We start from the raw sequence: 25,399 nt of genomic DNA, 5'->3' as shown, positions 1-25,399 counted from the left end.
CACGCCTATGAGTGGCGCAAACCTGTAAAACACATGATTGAAATCGATAAGTTGTGGTTCTCTTGGCAAGGAAAAACTGCCGATCCCACCCTCAAGATTGACGCTTTGCATGTAAAACAAGGTGAACATCTTTTTTTACACGGCCCAAGTGGCTCGGGTAAATCGACCTTATTGTCCTTACTGGCGGGAATTCAAGTGCCGCAACAGGGTGCAATTACCTTGAATAATACCCAACTTAATCGTCTCAGCAGTTCCCAGCGAGACCAGTTTCGCGCCGATCATATTGGCTATATTTTTCAAAGCTTTAATTTGTTGCCTTATCTAAACCCCATTGACAACGTGACGATCGCATGTGAGTTCTCTCGGCTTCGCAAACAGCGCGCTTTATCTCACGGTGATTCATTAACACACTTGGCAAAAAACCTGCTGGTGCAACTGGGTCTCGACGAACAGCATCACCACAAAGCAGTAAACACGCTCAGTATTGGCCAACAACAGCGCGTCGCCGCGGCGCGTGCGGTGATCGGCGACCCGGAAATCATCATTGCCGATGAACCGACCTCGGCGCTGGATGAAGCCAATCGCCAGGCCTTTATCGAATTGTTATTCGCGCAAACGGATAAGACCGGCGCCACCGTGGTGTTTGTCAGCCACGAACAAAGCCTGGCGCCGCTGTTTTCCAAGGTGGTGCATCTGGATGAATTACAGGGAGGGGCCGATGATCTTGCTTAAATTAGCCAGCAAAAGCCTGCTCAATCGCCGCGCCAGTGTGTTGTTAAGCCTGCTAACCATAGCCATTAGCGTGATGCTGCTGCTCACCATAGAGCGGGTGCGCATGCAGGCCAAGGAAAGCTTTGCCGCCACGGTGTCGGGCACGGACTTGATCGTTGGCGCCCGTACCGGCGATATTCAATTGCTGCTGGCCTCGGTATTTCGCATCGGCCATATGAATAATGGCGTGAGCTGGCAAAGCTATCAGGATATCAGCAGCAAAAAAGGCATTAAATGGGTGCTACCACTGTCTTTGGGCGATACCCACAAGGGCTATGCAGTCCTTGGCACCAGCGGTGATTATTTTCACTACTTTCAATTCGGCAAAAAACAGCATCTCAGCTTTAGTGCCGGCGGCCCCTTTGCCCAAGCCAATGAAGTGGTGTTGGGCGCCGAAGTGGCAAAACGCTTGGGCTATGGCTTGGGTGATAAAATTGTCGTCGCCCATGGCATGGGCAAAACCAGTTTTCATCACCATGATGACAAACCACTGGTTGTGGTGGGCATTCTCGCCGCCACCGGCACCCCAGTAGATAAAACCCTGCATGTGCCTTTGATTGCCATCGACCAATTGCACGGTGCCGAGGCGGTGCAAGTAGAACACCATGAACACTCAGATCACGAGCAGCACCATCAGGAAGCTGACGACCTCATAGGTGAGCCCAAACAGATCAGCGCCTTTTTACTGGGTTTTGACAGCCCCCTCTATACCCTGCAGGTCCGCCGAAACATTAATAATTATCAGGCCGAGCCGCTGATGGCCATTATGCCTGGGGTCACCTTGCGGGAATTATGGGGCATGTTGGCCATGGTCGAAAAGCTGCTGCTGTTGTTTTCCGTAGTGGTGCTAGTCGTCAGCCTGCTGGGCATGCTCACCACCTTGCTAGCCAATCTGTCGCAGCGACGCCGTGAGTTGGCCATTTTGCGCTCGGTGGGGGCAAAACCCTGGCATATATTCTCCTTGATGAGTATGGAATCCTTGTTGATCAGCCTGCTCGGCACCACCTTTGGGGTCGCCCTGTGTTATCTTTTACTGGCGCTGGCACAGCCGCAATTACAGGCTCAGGCCGGTATCAATATCGGTCTTCAAGGCATCTCACGCTATGAACTTATGCTGATCGCCGTTATTATGGCGGCAGCCTGGATCGTCGGCTTAATCCCCGCCGTCCGTGCCTATTTTTACTCCCTGCATGATGGGATGAGTGTTAAGACCTAGGATTATTATGAGTCTATTTAATCGTTTTCTAGCCGTACTATTCACCTGTGTGAGTGTGGCTTCTTTCGCCAATGAACCCGTGGAAATTTTCTGGGAAGATTTACTGCCCGAGGGGCATGTGACCGTCGATACCCGTAATTCCGCCGCCAGTCACGAAGGCGCCGATCAAAACTGGGTGCAACCAAATTTAGACGCACCCGTGGTGCAAAAATACAATGGTAAAACAGTAAGCTTGCCGGGCTTTGTGGTTCCCCTTGAAGGCGACAGCGAGGTGATCACCGAGTTTCTGCTGGTGCCTTATTTCGGTGCCTGTATTCATGTGCCGCCACCGCCACCGAATCAAATTGTGCACGTCACCATGGCCGACGGCGTGCCTATCGAGAGCCTGTATGATGCCATCGTCGTGACCGGAGTCATGAGTGCCGAAAGCTGGAGCGGTGATATCGCCAAAACCGGCTATAAAATTAAAGGTATTGGTGTGGCACCCTTTGAGCTGTAAAGGCTAGCTCTACCGCAACTGCAACAGGCCCGCAATCGCGGGCCTTGTTTTAAATCGACTTGGCTAACCTAAAACTAAGACGATTAACGTTGGCAGCGCTTACAATACACTGTGCTGCGCCCGCCCAAACGGATTTCCGTCAATTCGCTTTGACATTCGACACAAGGCTGGCCCTTACGGCCATAAACCAACAATTGCTGAGCAAAATAACCCGGTTTGCCATCGCTTTGAGCAAAATCCTTTAAGGTGGTACCGCCTTGCTCTATGGCTGCCGCCAAGGTTTCCTTGATGATCGGCGTCAATTTTTGATAGCGCGCTAAACTCACCTTCCCAGCTTCACGCTTGGGGTTAATTCCGGCCTTAAACAGGGACTCGTTGGCGTAAATATTACCGACCCCAACCACCACATGATTATCCATCAGAAACTGCTTAATAGGCTGCTTCTTATTACGCGACTTGGTAAACAACCAGTTGGCATCAAAGTCTTCGGTCAGCGGCTCGGGACCAAGTTTACTAAACACCGAATGCAGGCTGTCGAGCTCCTGCCACAGACAGGCACCAAAGCGGCGGGAATCGTTCAACCTTAAACTCAGGCCATTATCGAACTCAAACACCACATGGTCATGCTTTTTAAGCGGTTCGTTTATGGGCACCACCCGTAAATGGCCAGACATGCCTAAATGCAGGATCACCGCCCCTTCGTCTGTGTGCAGCAACAGATATTTGGCACGACGGGTCACGGATTCAATGATTTTGCCGCCCAGTTCATACACTTGCTCACTTACCGGCCAGCGCAACTGCCCTTGGTGAACACTTACTTTAGTTATGGTGTGGCCTTCAACATGAGGCGCTATGCCCAAACGGCTTACCTCGACCTCTGGAAGTTCAGGCATACTAATTTACCCTTTTAAATGTAAAAATAACCGTTGCGCTTGTGCCTGTGTAAGCCTAAGCCAACGCTGTTGATGTTTATCAAAAAGCTGATACTGCTGGGCATCCTTATAGAGCACAAAAACCCAGGGCTGAGTCTCTCCGGCAAGACTCAGGGTTGCCACTAATAACGGCTCGGCGTTAATTTGCGCTCCTATTTCGGCCTGCATACTCTGCCAGGCCTGAATCCGCGTTGCCAGCTCCGCGACATTAGCATTTTCAGCGTCAGCCTCGGGCATCCCCTGAATGCGCCAGCCGCTACCGATGCGCTCAATACGCACGCCAGGGTATTCCAAAGCGAGAATATAGCTTTGCTCGGGCAGCAGGGGTTGTGGCCCTTCGGGCTCGCTATTGCCGCCAAGTTTATGATGCAACCCATTGAATACAAAGATCATTATCAACATGGAAAAAATAAGTAGATTATTCCATGCCTTGCGCGATAACTTGATAACCGCCATTGCAGGTCCCTAGTTAATATCTTGGCCCTCAGTGTAACCAAAAAGTCGCCTTCAATCAGCCCATTTGCCGCTACCCCAGTGCGGTTAATTATTGTTACAATAGGGGCAAAGTATTTTGGAGAGTCACAATGGCCATGTATGTAGTGGGACACAAGATCCCTGATTCTGATTCTATCTGCGGTGCAATTGCACTGGCGTACCTTAAAAACCAAATCGGTGAAGAAGCGATCCCGACCCGTTTAGGTGAAGTATCACCGGAAACTCAGTTTATCCTTGACCGTTTCGGCTTCGAAGCCCCAGAGCTAAAAATGAGCTATGCCGGTGAAGATGTGTATATCGTTGACCACACCGAGAAAACTCAGGCTCCTGATGATATCGACCAGGCTCGCGTCGTTGGTGTGGTAGACCACCATAAACTTGGCGATCTGACTACTTCAACTCCTCTTGAGTGCTGGATCCGCCCGGTTGGTTGTTCAAACACCATTATCAAAATGATGTATGACTTCTACAACGTCGAAATCCCTAAAGGCATCGCCGGTTTGATGATGTGCGCCATCCTGAGCGACACGGTGATTTTCAAGTCGCCAACCTGTACCACGGCCGATATCAAATGCGTTGAAGCCCTGGCAGAAATCGCTGGTATCGACGATGCCAAAGAGCTGGGCATGGAAATGTTCAAGGTAAAATCTGCCGTTGAAGGCACTCCGGCACGCGACCTGGTTATGCGTGATTTCAAAGACTTCAATATGAATGGTAACCTGGTTGGTATCGGTCAGTTGGAAGTGATCGACCTGGCCGTATTCGACGATATCAAGGCCGATCTGGAAGCGGATATCGCCAAGCTGAAAGAAGAAGGCAATCGTCACAGCGTATTATTGCTACTAACCGACATCATGAAGGAAGGCTCACAAATGCTGATCGCCTCCGATGATGAGGGCTTAGTGGCCAAAGCCTATGGCGCCGAGATCAGCGACTCAAAAGTATGGCTAGACGGCGTATTGAGTCGTAAAAAGCAAGTCGTGCCGCCACTGCAAGAAGCATTCGCAGGCTAAAGCCCGACCTAGATTGCTCTAATACCGCCTTTCTGGGCGGCAAAAAAGCCAAGCATCGCTTGGCTTTTTTATTTTCCACAGCAGTCACAGTCCGGGTCTTTAGGCAGTTTAAACTGTTTTTGCCCTAGGGTATGAGCATTATAACTGTGCACTACTCCCGTCTCACCGGTCCCAAGAATACACTGAATAGCCAGCAAGGCCTGCTGCGCCCCAATAATGCCAAGTAAAGGCGCTATCACCCCCTGAGTCGCGCAATTATCACTGGGGTTATCTTCGCGCTCGGGAAAGACACATTCATAGCAAGGGGATGCCGCGCGGCGAAAGTCAAAATAGGCCAGATGCGCATTAAAGCCAGAAGCCGCGGCACTTACCAATGGCTTCTTCTGAGCATAGCAGCTGCGATTAACTGCGTAGCGGGTGGCAAAATTATCGCTGCAGTCCAACACCAGATCGCTGTCGTTTACCAGCTCATCCAAATTGTTGGCATCGGCGCGTGTCACGATCGCTTCTACTGCAATCTCATTGTTTAGGCTCGCCAGTACCTTGGCCGCCGCTTTGGCCTTGGGCTGACCTAGATGATTGACCTTAAAAAGGACCTGACGCTGCAGATTACTGAGCTCTACCAGATCATCATCCATCAGCCGTAGGCGACCAATACCGCTGCTGGCCAGATACATCAGCGCCGGGCTGCCCAAACCGCCACAGCCGACTACCAGCAGAGTGGCGTTTTTTAGCCGCAACTGGGCATCCATGCCAAAACCATCCAACATCAGCTGGCGAGAGTAGCGGATCTGCTCTTTAGCGCTTAACTCTTCAACACTCACCAGGTGCTCCACTCATAACCTGCTGCAGTTCTTCAATGGCCGCTTGCGGGTCCGCCGCTTCGGTAATGGCGCGTACCACGGCAATGCTGCCAACGCCGGTTTCCACCACCTCGGCCATGCGCATCAGATCAATGCCACCTATCGCCACACAGGGATAATGCGGCTGCATCAGGGGCACAAAATGGCGCAGCTTTTCCAGGCCCTGTATTTGCCCGCTCATATCCTTAGTGGTAGTCGGGTAGATGGCACCAAAGGCCATATAGCTGGGACGATAATTGTGCGCCAGCAGCATTTCATAGAAGCCATGGGTGGATAAGCCCAACCGCATGCCGGCATCTTGAATAGCCTTTAGGTTGGCGGTGTGTAAGTCTTCCTGGCCCAGGTGCACGCCATAGGCGCCATGTTTAAGCGCCAACCGCCAGTGGTCATTAATAAAGACCTGTGCCCGATGGACTTTGCCTAACTCAATGGCGCGGAGAATATCCTGCTCCAGATTGCTGGCGTGAACGTCTTTGATACGCAGTTGCACGGTTTTAATGCCGTTTTGCAAACACAGTTCCAACCAATCCAAGGAATCCACCACGGCATACAGACCAAGACGCTCAGGGCAAGGAGCGAAGCCGGCGGCATAATTAAAATCACTGTCACAATCGAAATCCAAGGCATCGCCCAACCAACTACCCGGCTCGATCACCTGGGGGAAGTCGGCCAAATTCACCGGGAACTGGGTATGAGCAACCGGGCCAACGCCCTCGCCATAACGCCCAGCAGCTTTTAACCCTGCATTGATATAGGCCTTACCAAGGATAAAGGCATCTTTAAGGGGATACCCCTTGGCCAGGCAGGATGCCAGCACCGAGGACAAAGTACAGCCGGTGCCATGGGTATGGGGCGTGACAACGCTCTCATTTCCCAGCCAGTACTCCTGCTCGCCGTGGCGGCAAAAATCAACGCAGTAACCTTGCGGATAATCCCAGTGTCCGCCCTTAATAATCACCGCTTTAACGCCCCACTCTTGCAGGCGTTTGGCGGCATCACGCAGGGCATCCGGCCCTATCAGGTACACCCCGGTAAGCATTTGCGTTTCGTGCACATTGGGGGTGATCACATCCACCAGCGGTAACAGATGCGTTTTTATGGCGTCGGCAATCTCGCTTTGCGCGTCTTCCTCAATCAGACTATCGCCGCTGCTGGCAATGGCCACCGGGTCGTAGACAACCTGGGGCGGCGTCTCCCAATTGTCGCGGTAATACTGTAAGTGCTCGGCAACCAACTGAATTTGCTGGACATTGGCAAGCATGCCTATTTTTATCGCCCGAGGGCGCAGGTCATGGGCCAGGGCCTGTAATTGTGACTCGATAACCGCCAAATCCACCGGGTTCAGTGCCTCAACGGCAACGCTGTTTTGCGCCGTCAGCGCCGTGACAACGCTACAGCCATGTACGCCAAAGCTGCGCATGGCCTGTAAATCGGCTTGAATACCGGCACCGCCGCCGCTATCCGAACCGGCAATTGTCCAAACTATTTCGCTCATACTGCTCTCACTCGTTAAACTGGTGCCATACTGGCATACCCAGGGTCGGTGTTGAAGGCACGGCGGTGGATTTTACTGCCATGGGACCGGCCAAATAGCTTTGTCTGCCGGCCAAGGTGGCATTGGCAAAGGCCTTAGCCATCAAGACCGGATCATTGGCCCCGGCGATGGCTGAGTTTAACAACACCGCATCGGCGCCCAGCTCCATGGCCTGACAGGCATGGGACGGCACACCCAGCCCGGCATCGACAATCAAGGTGACATGAGGCAGGCGCTCGCGAATGCTTTGCAAGGCATAAGGGTTAAGAATGCCCTTGCCCGTGCCTATGGGTGCCGCCCAGGGCATGATCACCTCACAACCCAAAGCGGCCAGGCGCTGGCAAATCACCAGGTCGTCGGTGCAATAGGGTAAGACCTTAAAGCCCTTGGCCAGCAATTGCTCGGCGGCCTCAAGCAAGGCCACAGGATCCGGCTGCAGGTTATAGTCATCGCCAATAAGCTCGAGCTTAATCCAGTCGGTGGCGAAGACCTCACGACACATCTGTGCCAGGGTCAAGACCTCTTGCACGCTGTGGCAGCCCGCGGTGTTGGGCAACACGGTCAAGCCGGTGTCCTTAATAAGCTGCCAAAAATCATCACCACCAGCTCGAGAGTTTTGCCTCCTAAGCGACACAGTAACTATTTCGCTGTCACTGGCAAGAATCGCCTCATGCATGCACTTGGGTGACGGATAAAGTGCCGAGCCTATGAGTAAACGGCTACTAAACTCCTGGCCGTAAATAGTCAGTTTATCGCTCATCTAACCCCCTTGTATGGGTGACAGAATATCCAGCCGGTCGCCGTCTTGCAGCGCAAGGTGCTGATATTGCCCCTGGGCCACAAATTGGCCATTGACGGCCAAGGCAAAGGGAGGCTTGGCACCAAAGGTAACCAGGGCCTGCTCTGCGCTGGCCTTTTCCGGCACCTCAAAGGCGCTGTCATTAATAAAAATCTGCATAATTCATTACCTTAAAATGCGGTATTAAACTCGGTCAAAGCCGAGCGCACCACGGCGGGAGCCAGCATATAACCGTGGCGGTACAAGCCGTTGATACTGATCACCTTGCCCTGGCGACTGACGCTGGGGCGGTTATCCATCAGTGCTGGACGCAAGCCCACCTGCAAGGCCTCAATATGAGCCTCGGCAAAACCACTGTGTACGCTAAACGCGGCACTCAATAGCTCCAAACCACTGCGCACCGTGACTGGGCGCTGATCCTGAGATTCGATTTCCGTGGCACCTATGACATAACGATTGCCCGGTTTCGGAGCAATATAAATGGGGTAACGCGGATGCATCAGGCGCACCGGGCGCTGCAGGAAAACCTCGGGAGCCACTACCCGAGCCACCTCGCCTCGGACACCACGCAAGGGCAGATCGCCCTTGGCGCCCATGCCGCGACAATCAAGCACCGCCAGATAGTCCTGCTGGGCCAGCTCCAGCGGCTGCACCTGGGTATGAAAGTGAAAACGCACTCCGGCATTTTTTAAACGCGCATAGCTATGGTGGAAAAAGCCGAGGTTATCTAACTGCCCCTCACTGGGCAGGTAAAGCCCGCCGCCAAAACGCCCCGCCAGCTCCGGCTCCAACTGGCGCAGGCGCGCCGCGCTTAACTGCTCCGGCGCATAACCGGCCAAGGGCTTCAGCTGCTTTTGAAAATGCGCCATCGCACCCTGATCCTGGGCATGGGCGACAACCACAGTGCCTTGGCGCTGAAAATGCACCTGAGTGTCGAGCAGCGCCAGCAATTGCGGCCATATCGCCAGAGACTCCAGCCCCTGCTCGGCCAAATCCTGCTCGCACAGCACCGACTCGGCCAAGGGCGCGAGCATGGCGGCGGCCACCGGACCGGCACTGCCACTGCCCTCGGCGTCACCGCTGTCAAAGACTTCGAGCTGATAATGCTTGGCCAGCAAGAGTGCGGCCACCCGACCGCACAAGCCAAAGCCCACTATGGCTATTTTTCTACCCATTAATAGGCCTTGTGGTAAAGCTCGCTGCCGGCGGCCTTAAACTCCGCAGACTTGGCCTTCATCTCAGACTCCACATCAACCATGCGAATACTGATTTCCTCGCCCAAATTATTCGGGTCTATGCCCTTGGCTTCTAAGTCCTTGGCATAGTCACGCACTTCCTGGGTGATCTTCATGGAGCAAAATTTAGGTCCGCACATGGAGCAAAAATGCGCCACCTTGCCGGATTCCTGCGGCAGGGTTTCATCGTGATACTCACGGGCACGATCCGGGTCGAGACCCAGGTTGAATTGATCCAACCAGCGGAACTCAAAGCGCGCCTTAGACAGAGCGTTATCGCGCTCTTGGGCGCCAGGATGACCCTTGGCCAAGTCCGCCGCGTGGGCGGCTATCTTGTAGGTGATCAAACCTTCTTTTACGTCTTCCTTATTGGGCAGACCCAGGTGCTCTTTTGGCGTCACATAGCAGAGCATGGCACAGCCGTACCAGGCGATTTGCGCCGCACCGATACCCGAAGTGAAATGATCATAACCCGGGGCGATATCCGTGGTCAGCGGCCCCAAAGTGTAGAACGGCGCCTCGCCACAATGTTCCAGCTGCTCGTCCATATTGGCCTTGATCATATGCATGGGTACATGACCCGGGCCTTCGATAAACACCTGCACATCGTGCTGCCAGGCAATTTTTGTCAGCTCGCCCAGGGTGCGCAACTCGCTAAACTGGGCTTCGTCATTGGCATCGGCAATCGAGCCTGGACGCAGACCATCGCCCAGGGAGAAGCAGATATCGTACTGCTTGAGGATTTCACAGATCTCTTCAAAGTGGGTGTAGAGGAAGTTTTCCTTATGATGCGCCAGACACCATTTAGCCATAATAGAGCCACCGCGCGAGACGATGCCGGTTACCCGCTTAGCGGTCATAGGCACATAACGCAGTAACACACCGGCGTGGATGGTAAAGTAATCCACCCCCTGCTCCGCCTGCTCAATTAGGGTATCGCGGAAGATTTCCCAGGTCAGGTCCTCGGCGACACCATTAACCTTTTCCAGCGCCTGATAAATGGGCACTGTGCCCACCGGTACCGGTGAATTACGAATCACCCATTCGCGGGTTTCGTGAATATAACGACCGGTGGATAGATCCATTATGGTGTCAGCACCCCAGCGCGTCGACCATACGGTTTTTTCTACCTCTTCCTCAATGGACGAAGTCACCGACGAGTTACCGATATTGGCGTTGACCTTGACCAGGAAGTTACGGCCAATGATCATCGGCTCGGATTCCGGGTGGTTTATATTGTTAGGGATCACCGCGCGGCCACGGGCAACCTCGTCGCGCACAAACTCAGGCGTAATAAACTCGGGAATGCTGGCACCAAAAGACTGGCCCGGGTGCTGTTCCTTAAGTAATTGCTCACGTACCTCGGCACGGCCCATGTTTTCGCGAATGGCAATGTATTCCATCTCCGGGGTAATTATGCCCTGACGCGCATAATGCATTTGCGTCACGTTTTTACCGGCTTTAGCACGGCGGATCTGGGGCAAGTGCTCAAAGCGAATATGATCCAGGCCTTCATCGGCCATACGTTGCTGGGCAAACTGTGAACTTTTGCTCTCTAGTAACTCGGTGTCGTCACGCCCTTCTATCCAGGCCTGACGAAACTTAGGTAAACCCTTGCGTACATTGAGCTCAAAGTCGGGATCCGTGTATGGGCCCGAGGTGTCGTAGACGCGGATAGGGGCATTTTTTTCATAGATGGGGTTGTCTTCGGTGCCACCGACAAAGCTGTCGCTCAGGGCAATCTCGCGCATGCCCACGCGCACGCCGGGCAAGGTGCCTTCAACATAGACTTTTTGCGAATTTGGAAAGGGTTGACCGGTAAGGTTATGAATATAGTGCGACGCCGCTTCGCGGTTTTGACGACGACTTGGTTTGTTCGATTCTGACATGACGCTTCTCATTAATTGGTTGAGTGTGTCTTGTCTGGAGGTGCAAAGACCTTGCTGGTCTGTGCCTTTGGTCCGTGCGCATACGCGCCGCTTAGGCTGGGCCGAACTTGTGCCAAGTTAGCACAAGCGTGCCGAGGCAAGCTTGTTCCCTACGCAGGTATGAGCCTGATCAGGTTAACGGATCCCGCAATTGCGATCTCAGCCCCTTGATACCTAATGGTAAGTTAGGGCACTCCGACAAGTGTTCGCCGCGCAGTCTAGCCTAGAAACTCACCGCTGCGCAAGCCAGCGATCGAGATGATTGGCAAATTGTTGTTTATCCTGGGCACTCAACGGCGCCTGACCACCGGTTTGAATACCGCTGCTGCGCAGGGTATCCATAAAGTCGCGCATATTCAGGCGTGACCTGATATTTTCCTTGGTATAGAGCTCGCCGCGGGTATTCAGTGCCAGTGCGCCCTTATCGATCACCTCCGAAGCGAGGGGAATATCACTGGTGATCACCAGCTCACCGCTTTGCACCTGCTTCACAATTTCGTTGTCGGCCACATCAAAGCCTGGCATCACCTGCTGCATGCGTAAATACTCCGAGGCCGGCAGGCGAATATACTGATTGGCAACAAACACCACCTTGGTTTTGGTGCGCACCGCGGCGCGGCAAATTATCTCGCGAATGGCCACCGGGCAGGCATCGGCATCAACCCAAATACTCATAATCATGATCTGCTAAAGGAAAACATCAGTATACGCGGGGTTAGGTCGAAGAAAAACCGCCAAGGTGCGATTCAACGGCAATAACGGACGGCTTATCGAATTTAGTCGCGCTGCACATTTAAGCGCTTACAATGGGCAAAAAACGATACAGGAATGAATTGTTATGAAACCTGCACTGACAGTACTCAGCGCTGCGCTGTTCGCGACGCTTGGCACCCAAGTTTATGCCCAAGAGGCACTCGAATTTAGCGATGTCTTTGATTTTAAATACCCCAAAGCCACCGTGCTGGGTGAGCAAGGCAAGGTACTGGCCTTTAGCGCTACGCCCTATCGCGGCGACGCCCAGGGTCTGGTGTATGACCTTGAGAGCAACACCTTGCTTGCCAGCGTTGAGCGCGGCACCCAGGCCAGCATCAATAAAAACAGCCAGTGGGCCGCGTTTTTGCAAGTTCCTTCCCTGTTAGAGAAAGAAACCGCAGATAAAAAAGCCAAGAAAAAACTAAAAAACACACTCGTATTGGTCAATACCCAAAGCGGTGAGCAACAAGAGTTTGCTGCGGTGAAAGACTATCAAATCTCCGACGATGGTCGCTGGCTTGCCTATCGCCATGAGCAAGAAGAAAACAAAGCGAACGATAAAGGCGAAGAAACTGATGCACCAGCAAACGGTGCAGAAAGCTCAGGCAAAACCGAAGACGCCATTAAGGCCGATAAAAAAGACAAGGTCTTAGAGCTGGTTGTTGTGGACTTGAGCTCGGGTGTCAGCAGCAGCCAGGACGCAGTGCTCAAATTCGCCTTTAGCCACACAGGCGCTGGCTTGCTGTTCAATACGCAAAGTAAAGACGGCAGCGAAAACGAGATCAGTTACCTGGACTTAAACAGCGGCCAACGCCATGTGCTTATCGATGAGCCGGGTGTGACCTTAAGCACCATCGACTGGCATCCAATGCAAAACCTAGTGGCCTTTAATGTCGGCAACTATGTGAATGATGACCAGCGTCGCCGCGACTATCGCACCATGCTTTGGCATGTTGAGCAAAACAAATTACAGGACCTGGATAGCCAATGGCAGGCGGGTAAAAAAGGCACGTTGAGCTGGTCTGAAGATGGCGAACGCTTGTATTTCACCGCCCGTCCTACCCTTGCCGCCAAACCCAAAGAGCTAAAGTATCAAGACGTCGAGTCACTGCGTGATTACGACACCATTATGGCCCAGGCCAAGCTTAATCTATGGCACCATCAAGACGCTGAAATCAAACCTCGCGAAGAGCAACAATGGGGTGAAGAGAATAAGCACCGTCATTATCAGGCGGTATATCACCTTGATGGCAATAAGGTGGTACAGCTCGCGGATGCCCAGGTTCCCGAGCTCAACCTAAATAAAAAGGCCGATCACCTGCTTGGTTACAACAATCAGGATTACCTGTCACAAATCACCTACAAGGGCTTCTATAGCGACTACTATGCGGTCGATGTACTAACCGGTAACAAGCAACTGATTGTGGCCGAGCATCCCCATCGCCCCAGCCTGTCGCCCACGGGCAAGTATGCGGTCTTCTTTGACAAGGGTGTCTGGCAATTAAAAGACCTGGGCAGCAACAAGGTCCGCCCCCTAAGCAAGGCCATTAATGCCATCTTTGCCGATGATCAACACGACTACCCGTCTCCTGTCAGCGATTATGGTGTCGCCGGCTGGTACCGAGACGGCTCCAAGGTGTTAATTAACTCCAAGCATGATATTTGGGCGTTTGATACCCGCAGCGGGGAAGCCCAGGCACTGACCCAGGGCAAGGCCAACAACAAACAATATCGCGTGATTAACCTCGACAGTGACAAGCTCGGGTTTAATCCGGATGAAACTCTGCTGCTGCGCGTATTTGATTTAAAAGACAAGCAAGCGGGAGTGGCCCAGCTCAAGCTAACGGATAAGTCTTTAGTAACCTTGCTCGACGGCGACGCTCGTTTCGACCTGGTGAAAAAAGCCAAACACGCCGATAAGTATTTGTTTACCCAGCAAAGCTACTCGCAATTCCCGGATTACTGGCAAGCCGATAAAGACCTGGCCAATGCCAAGCAGGTCACTAACCTCAACCCGCAAATCGATCAGTTTAAATGGGGCAAAAAACCCGAGCTAGTCAGCTATAAAGGCTATGATGGTGAAGATCTTCAGGGTGTACTGATCAAGCCGGCCGACTATGTCGAGGGCAAAAAAGTACCGGTAGTCATCTACTTCTATCGCTATATGAGTCAGCGTCGCTACGATTTCCCGAAGATGGAGCTGAATCACAGACCCAACTTCCCCATGTTTACCTCTAATGGTTATGCCATCTTCTTGCCGGATATTCGCTTTGAAGTAGGTCACCCGGGACCCTCGTCGACTAAAACCATGATCAACGCGGCGCAAAAGCTCATTGATATGGGCGTTGCCGACCCTGATGCCATCGGCTTGCAGGGCCACTCATGGGCGGGTTATCAAAGCGCCTTTATGGTTACGCAAACGGATATGTTTAAGGCCGTGGTGTCTGGCGCCCCGGTATCGAACATGACCTCGGCCTACAGCGGCATACGCTTGAAATCGGGTCTGGCTCGCCAGTTCCAGTACGAAACGGGTCAAAGCCGTATCGGTAAGCCCTTGTATGAGGCTCCCGAGCTCTACATTGAAAACTCACCGGTGTTTTTCGCCGACAAGGTGAACACCCCTATTATGGTGATGTTTGGCAATGAAGACGGTGCCGTGCCCTGGCAGGAAGGCATTCAATACTACCTGGCGCTGCGCCGTGCCGGTAAGGATGTGATCTTCTTGGAATACGAAGGCGAACCTCATCACCTCAAGCAATTCCCGAATCAGGTCGACTTCTCGATTCGCATGATGCAGTACTTTGACCATCACCTAAAAGGCAAAGCCGCACCACAGTGGATGCAAGAAGGCATTCCCTTTTACGAGGAATAAGAACGACAAAACATTGTAGGTCGGTGCTTCGCGCCGACATCTAAACAATTTTGCATTTTTGTCGGCCTGAAGGCCGACCTACAACGACATGGTAAGAATCGTGCACATTTGTAGGTCGGTGCTCTGCGCCGACATCTAAGCAATTTTGCATTTTTGTCGGCCTGAAGGCCGACCTACAACGACATGGTAAGAATCGCGTCCTATTGTCGGCCTGAAGGCCGGCCTACAGCTGTTTCGCGCGTTTAATGCCGGCTTCCAAAAACATGGCATAAGCTCGTTGTGCCAGCTCATCATCCTGAGGCTGATACCGCTTGGGAAAGGTTTCAACCAAGGTGGCAACATCGGTGCTTGGGTTCGCCTTAACATGAGCCACTATGGCCTCAAGCCAGGCCTTGGGCTTTGTTAAATCGGACGTTGCAAGGACACCGCCATGACCCGGCAGCACCTGAGTCACGGGCAAGTGTGATAACTCCTCCAAGGCCATCAGCCAGGCCTGATAATTGGCCTCGCCCGGATAGGGCAGAGTATCGACCATATCGGCGCCAACCAGCAACTTATCGGCCCATACCAATACGGCAATATCACCCTGGGTGTGCGCGGCAAAAGGCAGTAGCTCGACTTTCAACTTACCAAGGTCCAGCTCGTTTGGTTGACTTATCACCTTGCCGGGGGATGAAAAGCGCAGCGCCTGCCACTGTTTAAAACGCGCCTGGGCCCGCGCTATCTTTTCCCGCCAGGGTTGTTGCTCCAGCTCTGACAGGCTTTCCATGCGCTGTTGGCTCAAGGCCAGACTTTTGGCAAAGCCATCCAAACGCTCGTTTAACTGCTCATGGGCCAGGTGGAAATTCTCACCAAGGGATTGGTGCACTATAAGCTGCGCATCGGGAAAATGCTTTTGTACCATGGCTAAACCAAGCAAGTGGTCATCATGGGCATGGGAGGCCAGCATATAACACAAGGGGACGCGCAGTTGCTCTTTTAGGTGTGCAATAAATACTTCCGTTTGCGTAAACTCCCCCGGAGCATCGACCAGCAGCGCACACTGCTCCCCTTGGATCAGCACCTGGTTGGAATCATAAAAGCGCAACTTAGCGGGCTGCTCAATAAAGTCCACATGCTCGCTGACCGTTTGCCAGCTCTGCTGAGCTTGCAGGCCGGTCGCACTCAGACATAAAACAAGGGCACTTAGGCATTGACGGTATTGACGCATAATTGAGTCTCCGTAAAAAAGGCGCTTTAGGGCGCCTTAATCTTCTTGCTGCAAGGCAGCCTCAAGCTTATTGCATAGGGCGTGCTGCTGCACAGACTGCTGATGTAACTGCGCCTTCGCCTCGAGCAGTTCATGCGACAAGGTCAGCGCCACTAGCAGCAGGGCCTTGTCATCATTTCTTATTGACGAGCGCGCACGCACTCGCTCTACGTTAGCATTTAAGTTTTCGGCCGCAGCAAGCAGCGCCTGCTCTTGCCCCTCGGGACAAGCAAACTGATGCTCTTTACCGAGCAGGTTTACCTTAACGCTGTGCCCTTTGTCACTCATTAGCTCGCCGCTTGCAGCTTCTCAAGTAATGAGCTCAATGTGGTGCTGGTTTCTTTTTGCTTTTCTTCGCTTTCAAGCACTTCAAGTTGCAAGGTTTCGTTTTCGTCTTGTAACTTGGCATTGCTTTCACGCAGCGCCGATACTTCTTGGCCTAGCTCTGCATTGCGGGCAATTAGTTTATCGACCAGTTGTTCGAGTTGGGAAAGGGTTTCTTGATTCATAAATGCGCTCTTTAAACTGTTGATTAGAGTGTGCAAATGTAAAGCAATCTGCCTAGGGATGCTAGGGGTTACAAGCGAATTCCTGTAAATTTTTCCAGTATTAACAGCGGGTTCATTTTCAACCGACCAAGGTTCAGCAAGCGTTTAACTTATCAGCGCGCTTTTTATACAAACAAGTCTTGGGCATGCTATTGGCCATCATCGGCTGTTTATCGCTGACAATAAAGAGTAAAATGGCGGCGCAACTTTTTGGTCTGGATTATTTATGCTCAGTTATCGTCACTCCTTCCACGCCGGCAACCCGGCGGATGTCGTCAAACACCTGGTATTGGCTCAGTCGCTTAAGCACATGGTGAAAAAAGACAAGCCTTTTGATTATATCGATACCCATTCGGGTGCGGGCTTTTTTGCCCTCGACAACGCCGATATGCAAAAGACCAAGGAGTATGCCGAAGGTATTGCCAAGCTTTGGGATTACCAGGGTGATATTGAGGCATTGAGCGACTATGTAGCTTTAATTAAGAGCATGAATAATAGCGCGGCGTTAGCCCATTACCCCGGCTCGCCTAAGGTGGCCGAGCATTACCTGCGCAAGCAAGACAAGGGTTGGTTTTTTGAGTTGCACCCGCAGGATTTGGCCTTGCTTGAGAAAAACATGGCCGGCAAGCGCTCATTGCGAGTAAAAGGTGAAAACGGCTTTAGCGGTTTACTCGGCTTGGTGCCGCCTTTATCTCGTCGCGCCTGCGTACTGATGGACCCGCCTTACGAAATTAAAAGCGATTATGACAAAGCCGTCGACAGCCTTATTAAAGCTCATAAGCGCTTTAGCAGCGGCACCTATTTGCTTTGGTACCCTGTGGTGGATCGCGAGCGCATCGACCGTATCGAACAACGTCTAACCCAAAGCGGCATTAAGAATATTCAGCTGTTCGAACTGGCCACCAGTGCCGACACCGACACCCATGGCATGACCGCCTCCGGCATGATAGCCATCAACCCGCCTTACACCCTGATGCAGACCATGGAGCAAGTGCTGCCCGAGCTGGTCACCTTATTAAGCGACAGCAGTGGCTTTTACCGCGCCCTACAATTGGTGGAAGAATAAGTTAGGCTTTTGTAGTAGGTCGGTGCTTCGCGCCGACATTTAATCAAAGCTAAAGGTGCTTGCGCGTCGCAGAGACAGGATCTTGGTGTATCAACACATCCACCTCCCCGCCGAACTCGGGATGTTTTTGCAGGCTAAAGGCGTCCTTTACCATAAGCTCAACCTCGTCGGCGATGCGATGGGCTTGCACTAAGGGAATATGGTCATCCAACTCTAAGTGAAACTCGACAAAACGCACCTTACCGCCTTGGCGGGTACGTAGGGCATGCACACCGTGCACAGCCTCATGAGCGCAGGCAACCGCCACTATATGCGCCTTTTCTTCATCGGGCAGCTCCTTATCCATCAGGTGCCCCGCACTTTCAGTGGCAATTTGCCAGGCGTTATACAATAAATAGGCGGCAACCAAAATGGCGAAATAAGGATCGGCGCCACTTACCCCGTAATAAGCCAATAACAATGCCACCATCACAGCTAGGTTAAGGAACAAGTCACCCTTGTAATGCAAAGAGTCGGCCTTAAGAGCCACGGATTCGGTGCGCTTTAGCGCCTGATATTGCACAAACACCACAACCAGGGTACAGAAGATTGCAAACACACTCACCCAGACACCAAGCAAAGAATGCGTGATGGCGACCGGATTAAACATGCGCTCTATGGCATGAAAAGCGAGCAAACAGCCACTGCCGGCAATAAAAGCAGATTGGCCAAGGCCAGCCAGGGCTTCTGCCTTACCATGACCAAATCTATGGTCATCATCGGCGGGCTTTAGTGCATAACTAAGGACAAAGAAGTTCATCAGGGTGGCACTGATATCCAGTAAGGAGTCGGTAAGGGAGCCCAACATAGCCGCCGACCCCGATGCCAACCAGGCCCAGGCCTTAGCGAAAATCATTACGCTAACCATAATCAGAGTGCTGACGCTGGCAAAGCGCACCCAAAAATCATACCCCTTCCCTGTCTTTGGTTTTGGTGCTGCGTTGGCCACTAATTATACTCGCTATGATTCATTTACTTATATGGGCGTTATTGTAACCAAGTTTGCCATGCTTAGGCTAATTTTGGCTTCGCCCTTGTAGGTCGGGGTTTGCCGCCAGGGATGACGGTAGTAGAGCAATGCAGGAGCACATTGCCGATAACCCCGACAATAGATCACCACTTTCTCTTTATCGATGCAAAGTACCTAACTTAGGAATATAAACTATAATTCAATTTTAGCCTTCCAAGGATCTGGACATGAGCTTAAATGATTTACGAAAAGGACATTTTAGTCAGGCTAATGGTGAATACTTCATCACTTTTACTTGTTACCAACGCATTCCATTTTTTCAACGCTTTGAACTGGCAACATTATTCTGCTGGCATTTACATCAACATGAGCTTGCTTGTCGCTGCACTTGGCTGACTTGGGTACTGATGCCAGATCATTTCCATGGTTTATTGCGCTTAAACAAGGATAACCTGCATGAGGCGGTGGGGCGTTTAAAGGGAGCCACCGCGGCCGATATCAACACGCTTTTAGCGCGTAAAGGCAAAGTGTGGCAACCCGGCTACTTTGAACGTCAATTAAGGGCCGAAGAGGACAGGTTGCAAATTGCTCGCTATATTGCCGCAAACCCGCTACGTAAACATCTGGCTTCCAACCTTGGACAATACCCGTTTTGGAATTCCCGCTATTTGTAATCTAGGTCGGTGCTCTGCGCCGACAAAGAAAGTATGACGATCTATTGTCGGGGTGAAGCCCGACCTACAACGACAAAGGCTGGCCTACAAAAGATGCGTTCTTAATGCCAAGTTTGATATACTTGCGCCAATTTTGGCTTAGCACCTTAGATTGTCGATAAACACCATGCTAGACATCATCTTATTTCAACCGGAAATTCCACCCAATACCGGCAACATTATTCGCCTCTGCGCCAATACCGGGTATCGCCTGCATTTAATCGAGCCGCTGGGCTTTGAATGGGATGACAAACGTATTAAACGCGCCGGTTTGGATTACCATGAATTTTCTCAGGTGCAGCGCCATGCTGATTTGCAAAGCTATATCGACTCACAGCAACCAAAGCGGATCTTTGCCTGCACCACCAAGGGCAAGAAGTATCACCACGAGGTGAACTATCAGGCCGGCGATGCCCTGCTCTTTGGCCCTGAAACCCGAGGCTTACCGGATGACATTATTGCCGCTCTACCAGAGCAGCAGCGCGTGCGCATCCCCATGCAGGCCAATAGCCGCAGCATGAATCTGTCCAATGCGGTCGCGGTGTTTGTGTTTGAATCTTGGCGCCAGCTCGATTTCGCCGGTGCCGTTTAACTCTTCCCATAGGTAATAATTTATGACCCCAACTCCAGAACTTATCACCCGCCTGGTGGCGCAAGCACTTGCGGAAGATTTAGACGGACAAAGCGCCCTTGAGGGCGATATCACCGCGCAACTTATCCCCGCCGAGCAACAAGCCGATGCCAAGGTGATCACCCGTGAAGCTGGTGTATTCTGTGGTAAAGACCTGGCAATCGAAGTATTTCAACAGGTTGACCCAAGTGTAGAGCTGACCTTTTATATCGCCGACGGCGAACAAATGAGTCCGGATCAGCTTCTATTCACCGCCAAAGGCAATGCCAGAGCCATACTGACCGCCGAGCGCACCGCTCTAAACTTTGTGCAAACCCTTAGTGCCACTGCTACTGCGGCTCACAGCTATGCCCAAGTACTGGCGGGTTCCAACACCGAAATCTTAGATACCCGTAAAACCATTCCCGGCCTGCGCGCGCTGCAAAAGTATGCGGTAAAATGCGGCGGCGGGCGTAATCATCGCATCGGCTTATTCGATGCCTTTCTAATTAAAGAAAACCACATCAGTGCCTGTGGCGGTATTAGTGCGGCCATTGCTCAAGCGCGCAAAAACCATCCAGAAAAAGCAGTGGAAGTGGAAGTAGAAAACCTCAGCGAATTAGATGAAGCGCTGGCCGCGGGCAGCGATATCATTATGCTCGACAACTTTTCGCTGGACGATGTACGCACCGCGGTAGAGCGCACATCAGGCCGCGCCAAACTGGAAGTGTCCGGGAATATCACCTTCGAAACTTTGCAACAATATGCTAACGTCGGCGTTGACTTTGTATCCAGCGGCGCCCTCACCAAGCATATCAAAGCTATTGATTTATCAATGCGTTTCTAAAATAGATCCAAGCAATTTGACGCCGATACAAATGTTACACAATGTTATAAAAAGGGCTACCCAAAATAAAATCACCGTGATAGCATCTAGTTTCAAAGAATGAGGTTTATAAAATAAAGTAATACTTTGTTATAAATCAATGAAACTGTAACATCGGCAGCGTACACTTTTAAAAAATGCGGGTTAAGTTCGTAGCTCCTTAAAATTAGGCTACAATTTAACCGAACATTAGCGGTGCCGGCATTTTTTGTGTTAATGACTTTTAAAATTATTTAAAGCTATTAACATTGAAAACCAACCGGCGCTAAACTAGATTAAAGCAGTAGCTCTGGTTACCTTAACTTTGCCCAAAAAATCCTTTAGGAGAGGAAAATGGAAAAAATGACTCACAACAAACAACAGGGTTTCACCCTAATTGAATTAATGATCGTAGTTGCGATCATCGGTATTCTTGCAGCTATCGCGTTGCCAGCGTACAAAGATTACACTATCCGCGCAAAAGTATCTGAAGGCCTAGTTCAGGCTTCTGGTGCTAAGGCAACAGTATCAGAAAACTTGGCAACTGGTACTGCTCCGTGTGCAGGTGTAAACACAGGTACTATCGGTGACACTACTGTTAGCTGTACTGTTGGTACAGGTGCAATTGGTGCTTCTGTTGAGACAGGCACTACACCAGCTACTGTAGCACTTACACTTACTCCTACAGATGGTAGTGCAGGTATCGCTTGGGCATGTACTACAACTTCTGACGTAAAATACGTTCCTTCAGAATGCCGTTAGTAATCTAACTCCAAAAATTAATGGGAGGTTTATCCTCCCATTACATTAGTGACAACTCCAATCTACAATGCTTAAACACTTCTTTTCACATATTTGTGTCGTCTTACTTGTAACCTACATTTACTTCACTTTTGAGCTTGCCCGCGCTATTGATACTAGATCAGTTTTTAAAGGAACACTTGGGTATGACGCTTTGACATCTTTGCCTTTTTGGGTAGAGTTATTAAAGTTTATCTTTTTCCTTTGCTCAATCTCAATAGTATGCGCTGTTGTTACATTAAGGTTTAGCAACTCCTTACACAAACTAACCTCTAAGTGGCTTTCTCAAGGCTCTTGCGACTTTTTATCAGTCATTACATTCTCTTTTATTATTTTGACACTTTCTTCATTCACATTCCCTAATTTACACTTCAGCTCAATTGAACTGAAGAAAAACGAGACGCTCATCTATGTCGTTGCCGCCATATTCATGGCTGTAGTTTTGTATGGAATTAAAAAACGGGAATTAACTTTACTACTGATTTTTTGCGGTATCCTATTTTCACCCAACATAAAATTCAATAAGAACAACAAGGTACACAAAATCACCACACACCCCAATATTGTTATTCTCTCAATAGACTCCCTTAACATCAGTGATATAAATAGTGAAAACACACCTTTTATCAGTTCATTTATTCAAAAGAACACCTATTTACCAAATACATATACAAGTAACGCAAGAACCTTTCCGTCCTGGGTAAGCATACTGACAGGGTTATATCCGGTTAATAGTGGAGCTAGGTTAAATTTAACTGATTTTAAACGACTTAATACTCAGACACTCATTACCCACAAGTTAAAAAAGCGGGGCTATACAACCATATACGCCCAAGATGAAAGAAGATTTAACAACATTGGGAAGCGATATGGATTTGATGCTGTTGTAGGCCCCCCTGCCACCGCTTTAGAATTTTTGCTAGCAAAACTGGTAGACATTCCCCATATTGCACTTTTCTCTAATTACACAGTTATTGGCAATATAGCTCCATATTATGTATATAACAGGGCTAACTGGAAGACGTATCAACCACAAAACTTTAACGAACAAATTATTAGTACTATCGAAAATCAAAGCGGGCCGATATTTGTAGCAGCCCACTTTACTCTTCCTCATTGGCCATATAAGTATAAGGAATCCTATTCTTCCAAGGGCATAGAGGATAAATACTTTGACATGCTACGAATAGCCGACAAGCAAGTTCAAGATTTATATGATTATATGAACACCTCTGGTTTTCTTGACAACTCTATGCTTTTTCTAATTTCAGATCATGGAGAAAGCTTTGGCAGAGATAAAGATGGAGTATTTACATTATCGGAAATCAATACAAGAACCCTAGGGCATGGAACAAATATAATGTCTTTAACTCAATACAAAACCTTAAATGCTTTTGAGTCAACCTTCAAATGCCAAGCTCTCACAGCTATTGATCGACAAGTAAATTATTCTTTAGCTGACTTAAGCCCTACTATACTTAGCTGCCTTGGAGAAAAAAATGTGAGCCAATTTGATGGACAGGTTTTCTCCAAAGTAGATAAAGATCGATTTATACCTCTCGAAAGCTCTTTGAAGCCCCTTTTTGATGCAAATGGAAACATTAATGAATCAGTAACCATCAATAAAAACCTGAAAATGTATAAGGTGAACTCCCTTGGACAGTTAGTTTTCAAAGAAGAGAAGTACCAAGACGCCGTGAATTCGAAACAATTTGGTGGAATCCAAGGAACTTTGATGGTCTCAATAATGGAAAATCAACAAGTTTTCATTACTGACATGAACACCCAACAAGCAATCCTGTTTGATAAATCGCATTTGCACAGTGAAAAAACTCAACATTTATTGGAAAAAACATTACAGTACTTTAGTCGAAATTTATCTATTCAAGATAATGAAATCCAAGAAAATAAGCTCTCAGAATGAATACTAACTCACCATTAGCTCGACGACTAGCCAACCTAGGCGCATTTGAGCTTTCAATGTTAAGCTCAAGCACAGAAGCTCACTCTAGTTTAGCTGAAACTTTGTGCAATTTAGCGAAAATGAAACCAGAACAGCTTCAGGCTCATGCTAGTCAGATTTTTCACGTTTCTCAATTTGATCTTTCGCAGTTTGATCCGGCTTATTTCCCTGACGAACAATATATAAATGAAAAGCTTATCAAGAAGCATAAGCTACTACCAATCGCCGTAGAAGGTAAAACACTATACTTGGCAACTGCTGATCCAACAGATTTTAGCGCCTTTGAAGACTATGAATTTAATACCGGTATGCAAACCGAACCTGTGGTTGTCCGCTATGACTATTTAGAGAAAGCAATCGACTCTTTGTTTGATGGCTCTTCCAGCCTAGGATTAACAAAAAGTGATATGGAGGAGCTCGAAGGCGTAGAATCAGATGAGAGTAGTAATAAGAAAAGCCTTACTACCGACGTCAATAGCAAGGAAGACGATGCCCCCATTATCGTCTATATCAATAAGATCTTAATGGATGCCATTAAGCGTGGCGCCTCCGATTTGCACTTTGAGCCCTATGAAAAACGCTACCGCATTCGCTTTCGCGTCGACGGCGTACTCCATGAAATTGCTTCGCCACCAGTTAACCTGGAAAGCCGTATTGCCGCCCGTATTAAGGTTATGTCCCATATGGACCTTGCGGAGAAGCGCAAGCCTCAGGATGGACGCATTAAGCTAAAAATTAGCGCGAAAAAAAGCATCGACTTCCGGGTCAGTACCCTACCCACCCTGTGGGGTGAAAAAATCGTAATGCGTATTCTTGATAGCTCAAGCGCTATGCTAGGCATCGATGTATTGGGTTACGAAGCTGAGCAAAAGAAATTATATTTAGATGCCCTAGCCCAACCCCAGGGTATGATATTGGTGACCGGCCCCACCGGCTCGGGTAAAACCGTATCTCTGTATACCGGCTTAAATATACTCAATACCGCCCAGCGCAATATTTCAACCGCCGAAGACCCGGTAGAAATCAACTTGGAAGGTATTAACCAGGTGCAGATTAATATGCGTGCGGATATGACCTTCGCAAATGCTTTACGTGCCTTTTTACGTCAAGACCCGGATGTGGTCATGGTGGGTGAGATACGAGACTTAGAAACCGCTGAAATCGCTATTAAAGCGGCACAAACCGGACACCTGGTGCTTTCTACCCTGCATACCAACTCTGCGCCGGAGACCCTGACTCGTTTAATGAATATGGGTGTGCCCTCTTATAATATCGCCAGCTCGGTCAGTTTGATTATCGCCCAGCGTCTGGCACGACGTCTATGTAATCACTGTAAAGAGCCAGAACAATTACCCCAGGAAGAGCTTATCAAGCAAGGCTTCACTTATGAGCAATTGGCTGAGCTCACTATTTTCAAGGCTAAAGGCTGTGATGAATGCACCGAAGGTTATAAAGGCCGGGTGGGTATTTACGAGGTCATGCCCATTACTCCGAAAATAGCGGAAATTATTATGCGTGGTGGCAACTCCCTAGAAATTGCCCAGGTCGCAACCCAAGAAGGCGTTAATAACCTTCGCGCCTCAGGCCTAAAGAAGGTGGCCCAGGGGGTAACCAGCTTGGTAGAAATAAACCGTGTTACCAATGCGTAGATAACAAATTTAAACC

The 25,399-nt window shown here is 50.1% G+C and carries 25 protein-coding genes and 1 riboswitch; of the genes, 12 read left to right on the top strand and 13 right to left on the bottom strand.

Going from position 1 to position 25,399, the window contains the following annotated elements; all coding sequences use genetic code 11:
* Positions 1 to 33: 33 nt before the first annotated feature.
* Genes KD147_RS06635 through KD147_RS06625 form a run of 3 tightly spaced genes read left to right on the top strand, consistent with a single transcriptional unit; the run spans position 34 to position 2,486 of the window.
* A complete protein-coding gene (locus tag KD147_RS06635; protein WP_212547281.1) occupies positions 34 to 732 on the top strand; it encodes an ABC transporter ATP-binding protein in 699 nt (232 codons plus the stop codon).
* The gene (locus KD147_RS06630; protein WP_212547280.1) at positions 719 to 1,987 is read left to right on the top strand and encodes an ABC transporter permease; all 1,269 of its coding nucleotides are present in this window, start codon (positions 719 to 721) and stop codon (positions 1,985 to 1,987) included. The genes KD147_RS06635 and KD147_RS06630 overlap by 14 nt, the downstream gene beginning before the upstream one ends.
* A 7-nt stretch (positions 1,988 to 1,994) precedes the next feature.
* Complete coding sequence (locus KD147_RS06625) at positions 1,995 to 2,486, top strand: DUF3299 domain-containing protein (protein WP_105253751.1); 492 nt, start codon at positions 1,995 to 1,997, stop codon at positions 2,484 to 2,486.
* Between the two features lie 83 nt (positions 2,487 to 2,569).
* On the opposite strand, the gene mutM is transcribed toward KD147_RS06625, so the two are convergent.
* Positions 2,570 to 3,379, bottom strand: coding sequence for a bifunctional DNA-formamidopyrimidine glycosylase/DNA-(apurinic or apyrimidinic site) lyase (gene mutM, locus KD147_RS06620; protein ID WP_105187878.1), 810 nt, complete (start codon positions 3,377 to 3,379; stop codon positions 2,570 to 2,572).
* 6 nt (positions 3,380 to 3,385) lie between these two features.
* Positions 3,386 to 3,874 (bottom strand): hypothetical protein, encoded by a 489-nt coding sequence (locus KD147_RS06615; protein WP_249318978.1) that lies wholly within the window; start codon positions 3,872 to 3,874, stop codon positions 3,386 to 3,388.
* Positions 3,875 to 4,002: 128 nt separating this feature from the next.
* Here KD147_RS06615 and KD147_RS06610 point away from each other — a divergent pair, with 128 nt between their 5' ends.
* Positions 4,003 to 4,926 carry a manganese-dependent inorganic pyrophosphatase gene (locus KD147_RS06610; protein ID WP_105187879.1) on the top strand — a complete coding sequence of 308 codons (924 nt, stop codon included), beginning with the start codon at positions 4,003 to 4,005 and terminating at the stop codon, positions 4,924 to 4,926.
* Positions 4,927 to 4,994: 68 nt separating this feature from the next.
* On the opposite strand, the gene KD147_RS06605 is transcribed toward KD147_RS06610, so the two are convergent.
* The 7 genes from KD147_RS06605 to KD147_RS06575 all read right to left on the bottom strand — a co-directional run bounded on the left by KD147_RS06605 (position 4,995) and on the right by KD147_RS06575 (position 11,960).
* Complete coding sequence (locus KD147_RS06605; RefSeq protein WP_267894140.1) at positions 4,995 to 5,750, bottom strand: HesA/MoeB/ThiF family protein; 756 nt, start codon at positions 5,748 to 5,750, stop codon at positions 4,995 to 4,997.
* Positions 5,740 to 7,284, bottom strand: a complete 1,545-nt coding sequence (thiE, locus tag KD147_RS06600; RefSeq protein WP_105187880.1) for a thiamine phosphate synthase — start codon at positions 7,282 to 7,284, stop codon at positions 5,740 to 5,742. The genes KD147_RS06605 and thiE overlap by 11 nt, the downstream gene beginning before the upstream one ends.
* 7 nt (positions 7,285 to 7,291) lie before the next feature.
* Positions 7,292 to 8,083, bottom strand: coding sequence for a thiazole synthase (locus KD147_RS06595; RefSeq protein ID WP_212547279.1), 792 nt, complete (start codon positions 8,081 to 8,083; stop codon positions 7,292 to 7,294).
* Positions 8,084 to 8,281: a sulfur carrier protein ThiS gene (gene thiS / locus KD147_RS06590; RefSeq protein ID WP_105187882.1), complete on the bottom strand. Its 198-nt coding sequence runs from the start codon at positions 8,279 to 8,281 to the stop codon at positions 8,084 to 8,086. It abuts the gene before it with no gap.
* 11 nt (positions 8,282 to 8,292) lie between these two features.
* Positions 8,293 to 9,297 (bottom strand): FAD-dependent oxidoreductase, encoded by a 1,005-nt coding sequence (locus KD147_RS06585; RefSeq protein ID WP_105187883.1) that lies wholly within the window; start codon positions 9,295 to 9,297, stop codon positions 8,293 to 8,295.
* Positions 9,297 to 11,246 (bottom strand): phosphomethylpyrimidine synthase ThiC, encoded by a 1,950-nt coding sequence (gene thiC, locus KD147_RS06580; RefSeq protein WP_212547278.1) that lies wholly within the window; start codon positions 11,244 to 11,246, stop codon positions 9,297 to 9,299. The genes KD147_RS06585 and thiC overlap by 1 nt, the downstream gene beginning before the upstream one ends.
* 129 nt (positions 11,247 to 11,375) lie before the next feature.
* A riboswitch (TPP riboswitch) is annotated at positions 11,376 to 11,493 on the bottom strand.
* A gap of 23 nt (positions 11,494 to 11,516) precedes the next feature.
* Positions 11,517 to 11,960, bottom strand: a complete 444-nt coding sequence (locus tag KD147_RS06575; RefSeq protein ID WP_212547277.1) for a YaiI/YqxD family protein — start codon at positions 11,958 to 11,960, stop codon at positions 11,517 to 11,519.
* A gap of 163 nt (positions 11,961 to 12,123) precedes the next feature.
* Here KD147_RS06575 and KD147_RS06570 point away from each other — a divergent pair, with 163 nt between their 5' ends.
* A complete protein-coding gene (locus KD147_RS06570; protein WP_212547276.1) occupies positions 12,124 to 14,910 on the top strand; it encodes a S9 family peptidase in 2,787 nt (928 codons plus the stop codon).
* Positions 14,911 to 15,133: 223 nt separating this feature from the next.
* Here KD147_RS06570 and KD147_RS06565 read toward each other — a convergent pair whose 3' ends face one another.
* From KD147_RS06565 to zapB, 3 genes are read right to left on the bottom strand one after another with little or no spacing between them, the layout of a single operon-like run.
* On the bottom strand, positions 15,134 to 16,120 hold the full coding sequence (locus KD147_RS06565) for an MBL fold metallo-hydrolase (protein WP_212547275.1): 987 nt from the start codon (positions 16,118 to 16,120) through the stop codon (positions 15,134 to 15,136).
* A gap of 36 nt (positions 16,121 to 16,156) precedes the next feature.
* Entirely contained in the window at positions 16,157 to 16,447 is a 291-nt protein-coding gene (locus KD147_RS06560) for a cell division protein ZapA (protein ID WP_105187888.1), read from the bottom strand.
* Positions 16,447 to 16,668: a cell division protein ZapB gene (gene zapB, locus KD147_RS06555; RefSeq protein ID WP_105200156.1), complete on the bottom strand. Its 222-nt coding sequence runs from the start codon at positions 16,666 to 16,668 to the stop codon at positions 16,447 to 16,449. Before zapB ends, KD147_RS06560 begins: the two co-directional genes overlap by 1 nt.
* A gap of 265 nt (positions 16,669 to 16,933) precedes the next feature.
* On the opposite strand from zapB, the gene KD147_RS06550 reads away from it, so the two are divergent.
* Positions 16,934 to 17,773 carry a 23S rRNA (adenine(2030)-N(6))-methyltransferase RlmJ gene (locus KD147_RS06550; RefSeq protein WP_212547274.1) on the top strand — a complete coding sequence of 280 codons (840 nt, stop codon included), beginning with the start codon at positions 16,934 to 16,936 and terminating at the stop codon, positions 17,771 to 17,773.
* 49 nt (positions 17,774 to 17,822) lie between these two features.
* Here the strand turns inward: KD147_RS06550 and KD147_RS06545 are convergent, their stop codons facing one another.
* Positions 17,823 to 18,680 (bottom strand): cation diffusion facilitator family transporter, encoded by an 858-nt coding sequence (locus KD147_RS06545; protein WP_212547354.1) that lies wholly within the window; start codon positions 18,678 to 18,680, stop codon positions 17,823 to 17,825.
* Between the two features lie 329 nt (positions 18,681 to 19,009).
* Here KD147_RS06545 and KD147_RS06540 point away from each other — a divergent pair, with 329 nt between their 5' ends.
* The 6 genes from KD147_RS06540 to pilB all read left to right on the top strand — a co-directional run bounded on the left by KD147_RS06540 (position 19,010) and on the right by pilB (position 25,383).
* On the top strand, positions 19,010 to 19,456 hold the full coding sequence (locus tag KD147_RS06540) for an REP-associated tyrosine transposase (RefSeq protein ID WP_105214776.1): 447 nt from the start codon (positions 19,010 to 19,012) through the stop codon (positions 19,454 to 19,456).
* Between the two features lie 166 nt (positions 19,457 to 19,622).
* Positions 19,623 to 20,087, top strand: a complete 465-nt coding sequence (gene trmL / locus KD147_RS06535) for a tRNA (uridine(34)/cytosine(34)/5-carboxymethylaminomethyluridine(34)-2'-O)-methyltransferase TrmL (RefSeq protein WP_105200153.1) — start codon at positions 19,623 to 19,625, stop codon at positions 20,085 to 20,087.
* Between the two features lie 22 nt (positions 20,088 to 20,109).
* A complete protein-coding gene (gene nadC, locus KD147_RS06530; protein ID WP_212547273.1) occupies positions 20,110 to 20,952 on the top strand; it encodes a carboxylating nicotinate-nucleotide diphosphorylase in 843 nt (280 codons plus the stop codon).
* A gap of 372 nt (positions 20,953 to 21,324) precedes the next feature.
* On the top strand, positions 21,325 to 21,732 hold the full coding sequence (locus KD147_RS06525; RefSeq protein ID WP_502710217.1) for a pilin: 408 nt from the start codon (positions 21,325 to 21,327) through the stop codon (positions 21,730 to 21,732).
* 67 nt (positions 21,733 to 21,799) lie between these two features.
* A complete protein-coding gene (locus tag KD147_RS06520; RefSeq protein ID WP_212547272.1) occupies positions 21,800 to 23,695 on the top strand; it encodes a sulfatase-like hydrolase/transferase in 1,896 nt (631 codons plus the stop codon).
* Complete coding sequence (pilB, locus tag KD147_RS06515) at positions 23,692 to 25,383, top strand: type IV-A pilus assembly ATPase PilB (protein WP_212547271.1); 1,692 nt, start codon at positions 23,692 to 23,694, stop codon at positions 25,381 to 25,383. The genes KD147_RS06520 and pilB overlap by 4 nt, the downstream gene beginning before the upstream one ends.
* The last annotated feature ends 16 nt before the right edge of the window (positions 25,384 to 25,399 follow it).

It is taken from the genome of Pseudoalteromonas sp. BDTF-M6 (genome assembly GCF_018334135.1).
Classification (GTDB): Bacteria; Pseudomonadota; Gammaproteobacteria; order Enterobacterales; family Alteromonadaceae; genus Pseudoalteromonas.
The sequence above is the reverse complement of the archived record's forward strand: the minus strand, read 5'-3'. Positions and strand labels throughout refer to the sequence as shown.

Excerpts from the sequence above, each read along its gene's own strand:
- KD147_RS06585 (WP_105187883.1), bottom strand. The coding sequence starts at position 9,297 with ATGGGTAGAAAAATAGCCATAGTGGGCTTTGGCTTGTGCGGTCGGGTG.
- KD147_RS06570 (WP_212547276.1), top strand. The coding sequence starts at position 12,124 with ATGAAACCTGCACTGACAGTACTCAGCGCTGCGCTGTTCGCGACGCTT.
- KD147_RS06550 (WP_212547274.1), top strand. The coding sequence starts at position 16,934 with ATGCTCAGTTATCGTCACTCCTTCCACGCCGGCAACCCGGCGGATGTC.
- zapB (WP_105200156.1), bottom strand. The coding sequence starts at position 16,668 with ATGAATCAAGAAACCCTTTCCCAACTCGAACAACTGGTCGATAAACTA.
- KD147_RS06525 (WP_502710217.1), top strand. The coding sequence starts at position 21,325 with ATGGAAAAAATGACTCACAACAAACAACAGGGTTTCACCCTAATTGAA.
- mutM (WP_105187878.1), bottom strand. The coding sequence starts at position 3,379 with ATGCCTGAACTTCCAGAGGTCGAGGTAAGCCGTTTGGGCATAGCGCCT.
- KD147_RS06565 (WP_212547275.1), bottom strand. The coding sequence starts at position 16,120 with ATGCGTCAATACCGTCAATGCCTAAGTGCCCTTGTTTTATGTCTGAGT.
- nadC (WP_212547273.1), top strand. The coding sequence starts at position 20,110 with ATGACCCCAACTCCAGAACTTATCACCCGCCTGGTGGCGCAAGCACTT.
- KD147_RS06575 (WP_212547277.1), bottom strand. The coding sequence starts at position 11,960 with ATGAGTATTTGGGTTGATGCCGATGCCTGCCCGGTGGCCATTCGCGAG.
- KD147_RS06540 (WP_105214776.1), top strand. The coding sequence starts at position 19,010 with ATGAGCTTAAATGATTTACGAAAAGGACATTTTAGTCAGGCTAATGGT.
- KD147_RS06615 (WP_249318978.1), bottom strand. The coding sequence starts at position 3,874 with ATGGCGGTTATCAAGTTATCGCGCAAGGCATGGAATAATCTACTTATT.
- KD147_RS06610 (WP_105187879.1), top strand. The coding sequence starts at position 4,003 with ATGGCCATGTATGTAGTGGGACACAAGATCCCTGATTCTGATTCTATC.
- KD147_RS06545 (WP_212547354.1), bottom strand. The coding sequence starts at position 18,680 with ATGGTTAGCGTAATGATTTTCGCTAAGGCCTGGGCCTGGTTGGCATCG.
- KD147_RS06635 (WP_212547281.1), top strand. The coding sequence starts at position 34 with ATGATTGAAATCGATAAGTTGTGGTTCTCTTGGCAAGGAAAAACTGCC.
- KD147_RS06560 (WP_105187888.1), bottom strand. The coding sequence starts at position 16,447 with ATGAGTGACAAAGGGCACAGCGTTAAGGTAAACCTGCTCGGTAAAGAG.
- KD147_RS06520 (WP_212547272.1), top strand. The coding sequence starts at position 21,800 with ATGCTTAAACACTTCTTTTCACATATTTGTGTCGTCTTACTTGTAACC.
- KD147_RS06595 (WP_212547279.1), bottom strand. The coding sequence starts at position 8,083 with ATGAGCGATAAACTGACTATTTACGGCCAGGAGTTTAGTAGCCGTTTA.
- pilB (WP_212547271.1), top strand. The coding sequence starts at position 23,692 with ATGAATACTAACTCACCATTAGCTCGACGACTAGCCAACCTAGGCGCA.
- trmL (WP_105200153.1), top strand. The coding sequence starts at position 19,623 with ATGCTAGACATCATCTTATTTCAACCGGAAATTCCACCCAATACCGGC.
- KD147_RS06625 (WP_105253751.1), top strand. The coding sequence starts at position 1,995 with ATGAGTCTATTTAATCGTTTTCTAGCCGTACTATTCACCTGTGTGAGT.
- thiC (WP_212547278.1), bottom strand. The coding sequence starts at position 11,246 with ATGTCAGAATCGAACAAACCAAGTCGTCGTCAAAACCGCGAAGCGGCG.
- KD147_RS06630 (WP_212547280.1), top strand. The coding sequence starts at position 719 with ATGATCTTGCTTAAATTAGCCAGCAAAAGCCTGCTCAATCGCCGCGCC.
- thiE (WP_105187880.1), bottom strand. The coding sequence starts at position 7,284 with ATGAGCGAAATAGTTTGGACAATTGCCGGTTCGGATAGCGGCGGCGGT.
- thiS (WP_105187882.1), bottom strand. The coding sequence starts at position 8,281 with ATGCAGATTTTTATTAATGACAGCGCCTTTGAGGTGCCGGAAAAGGCC.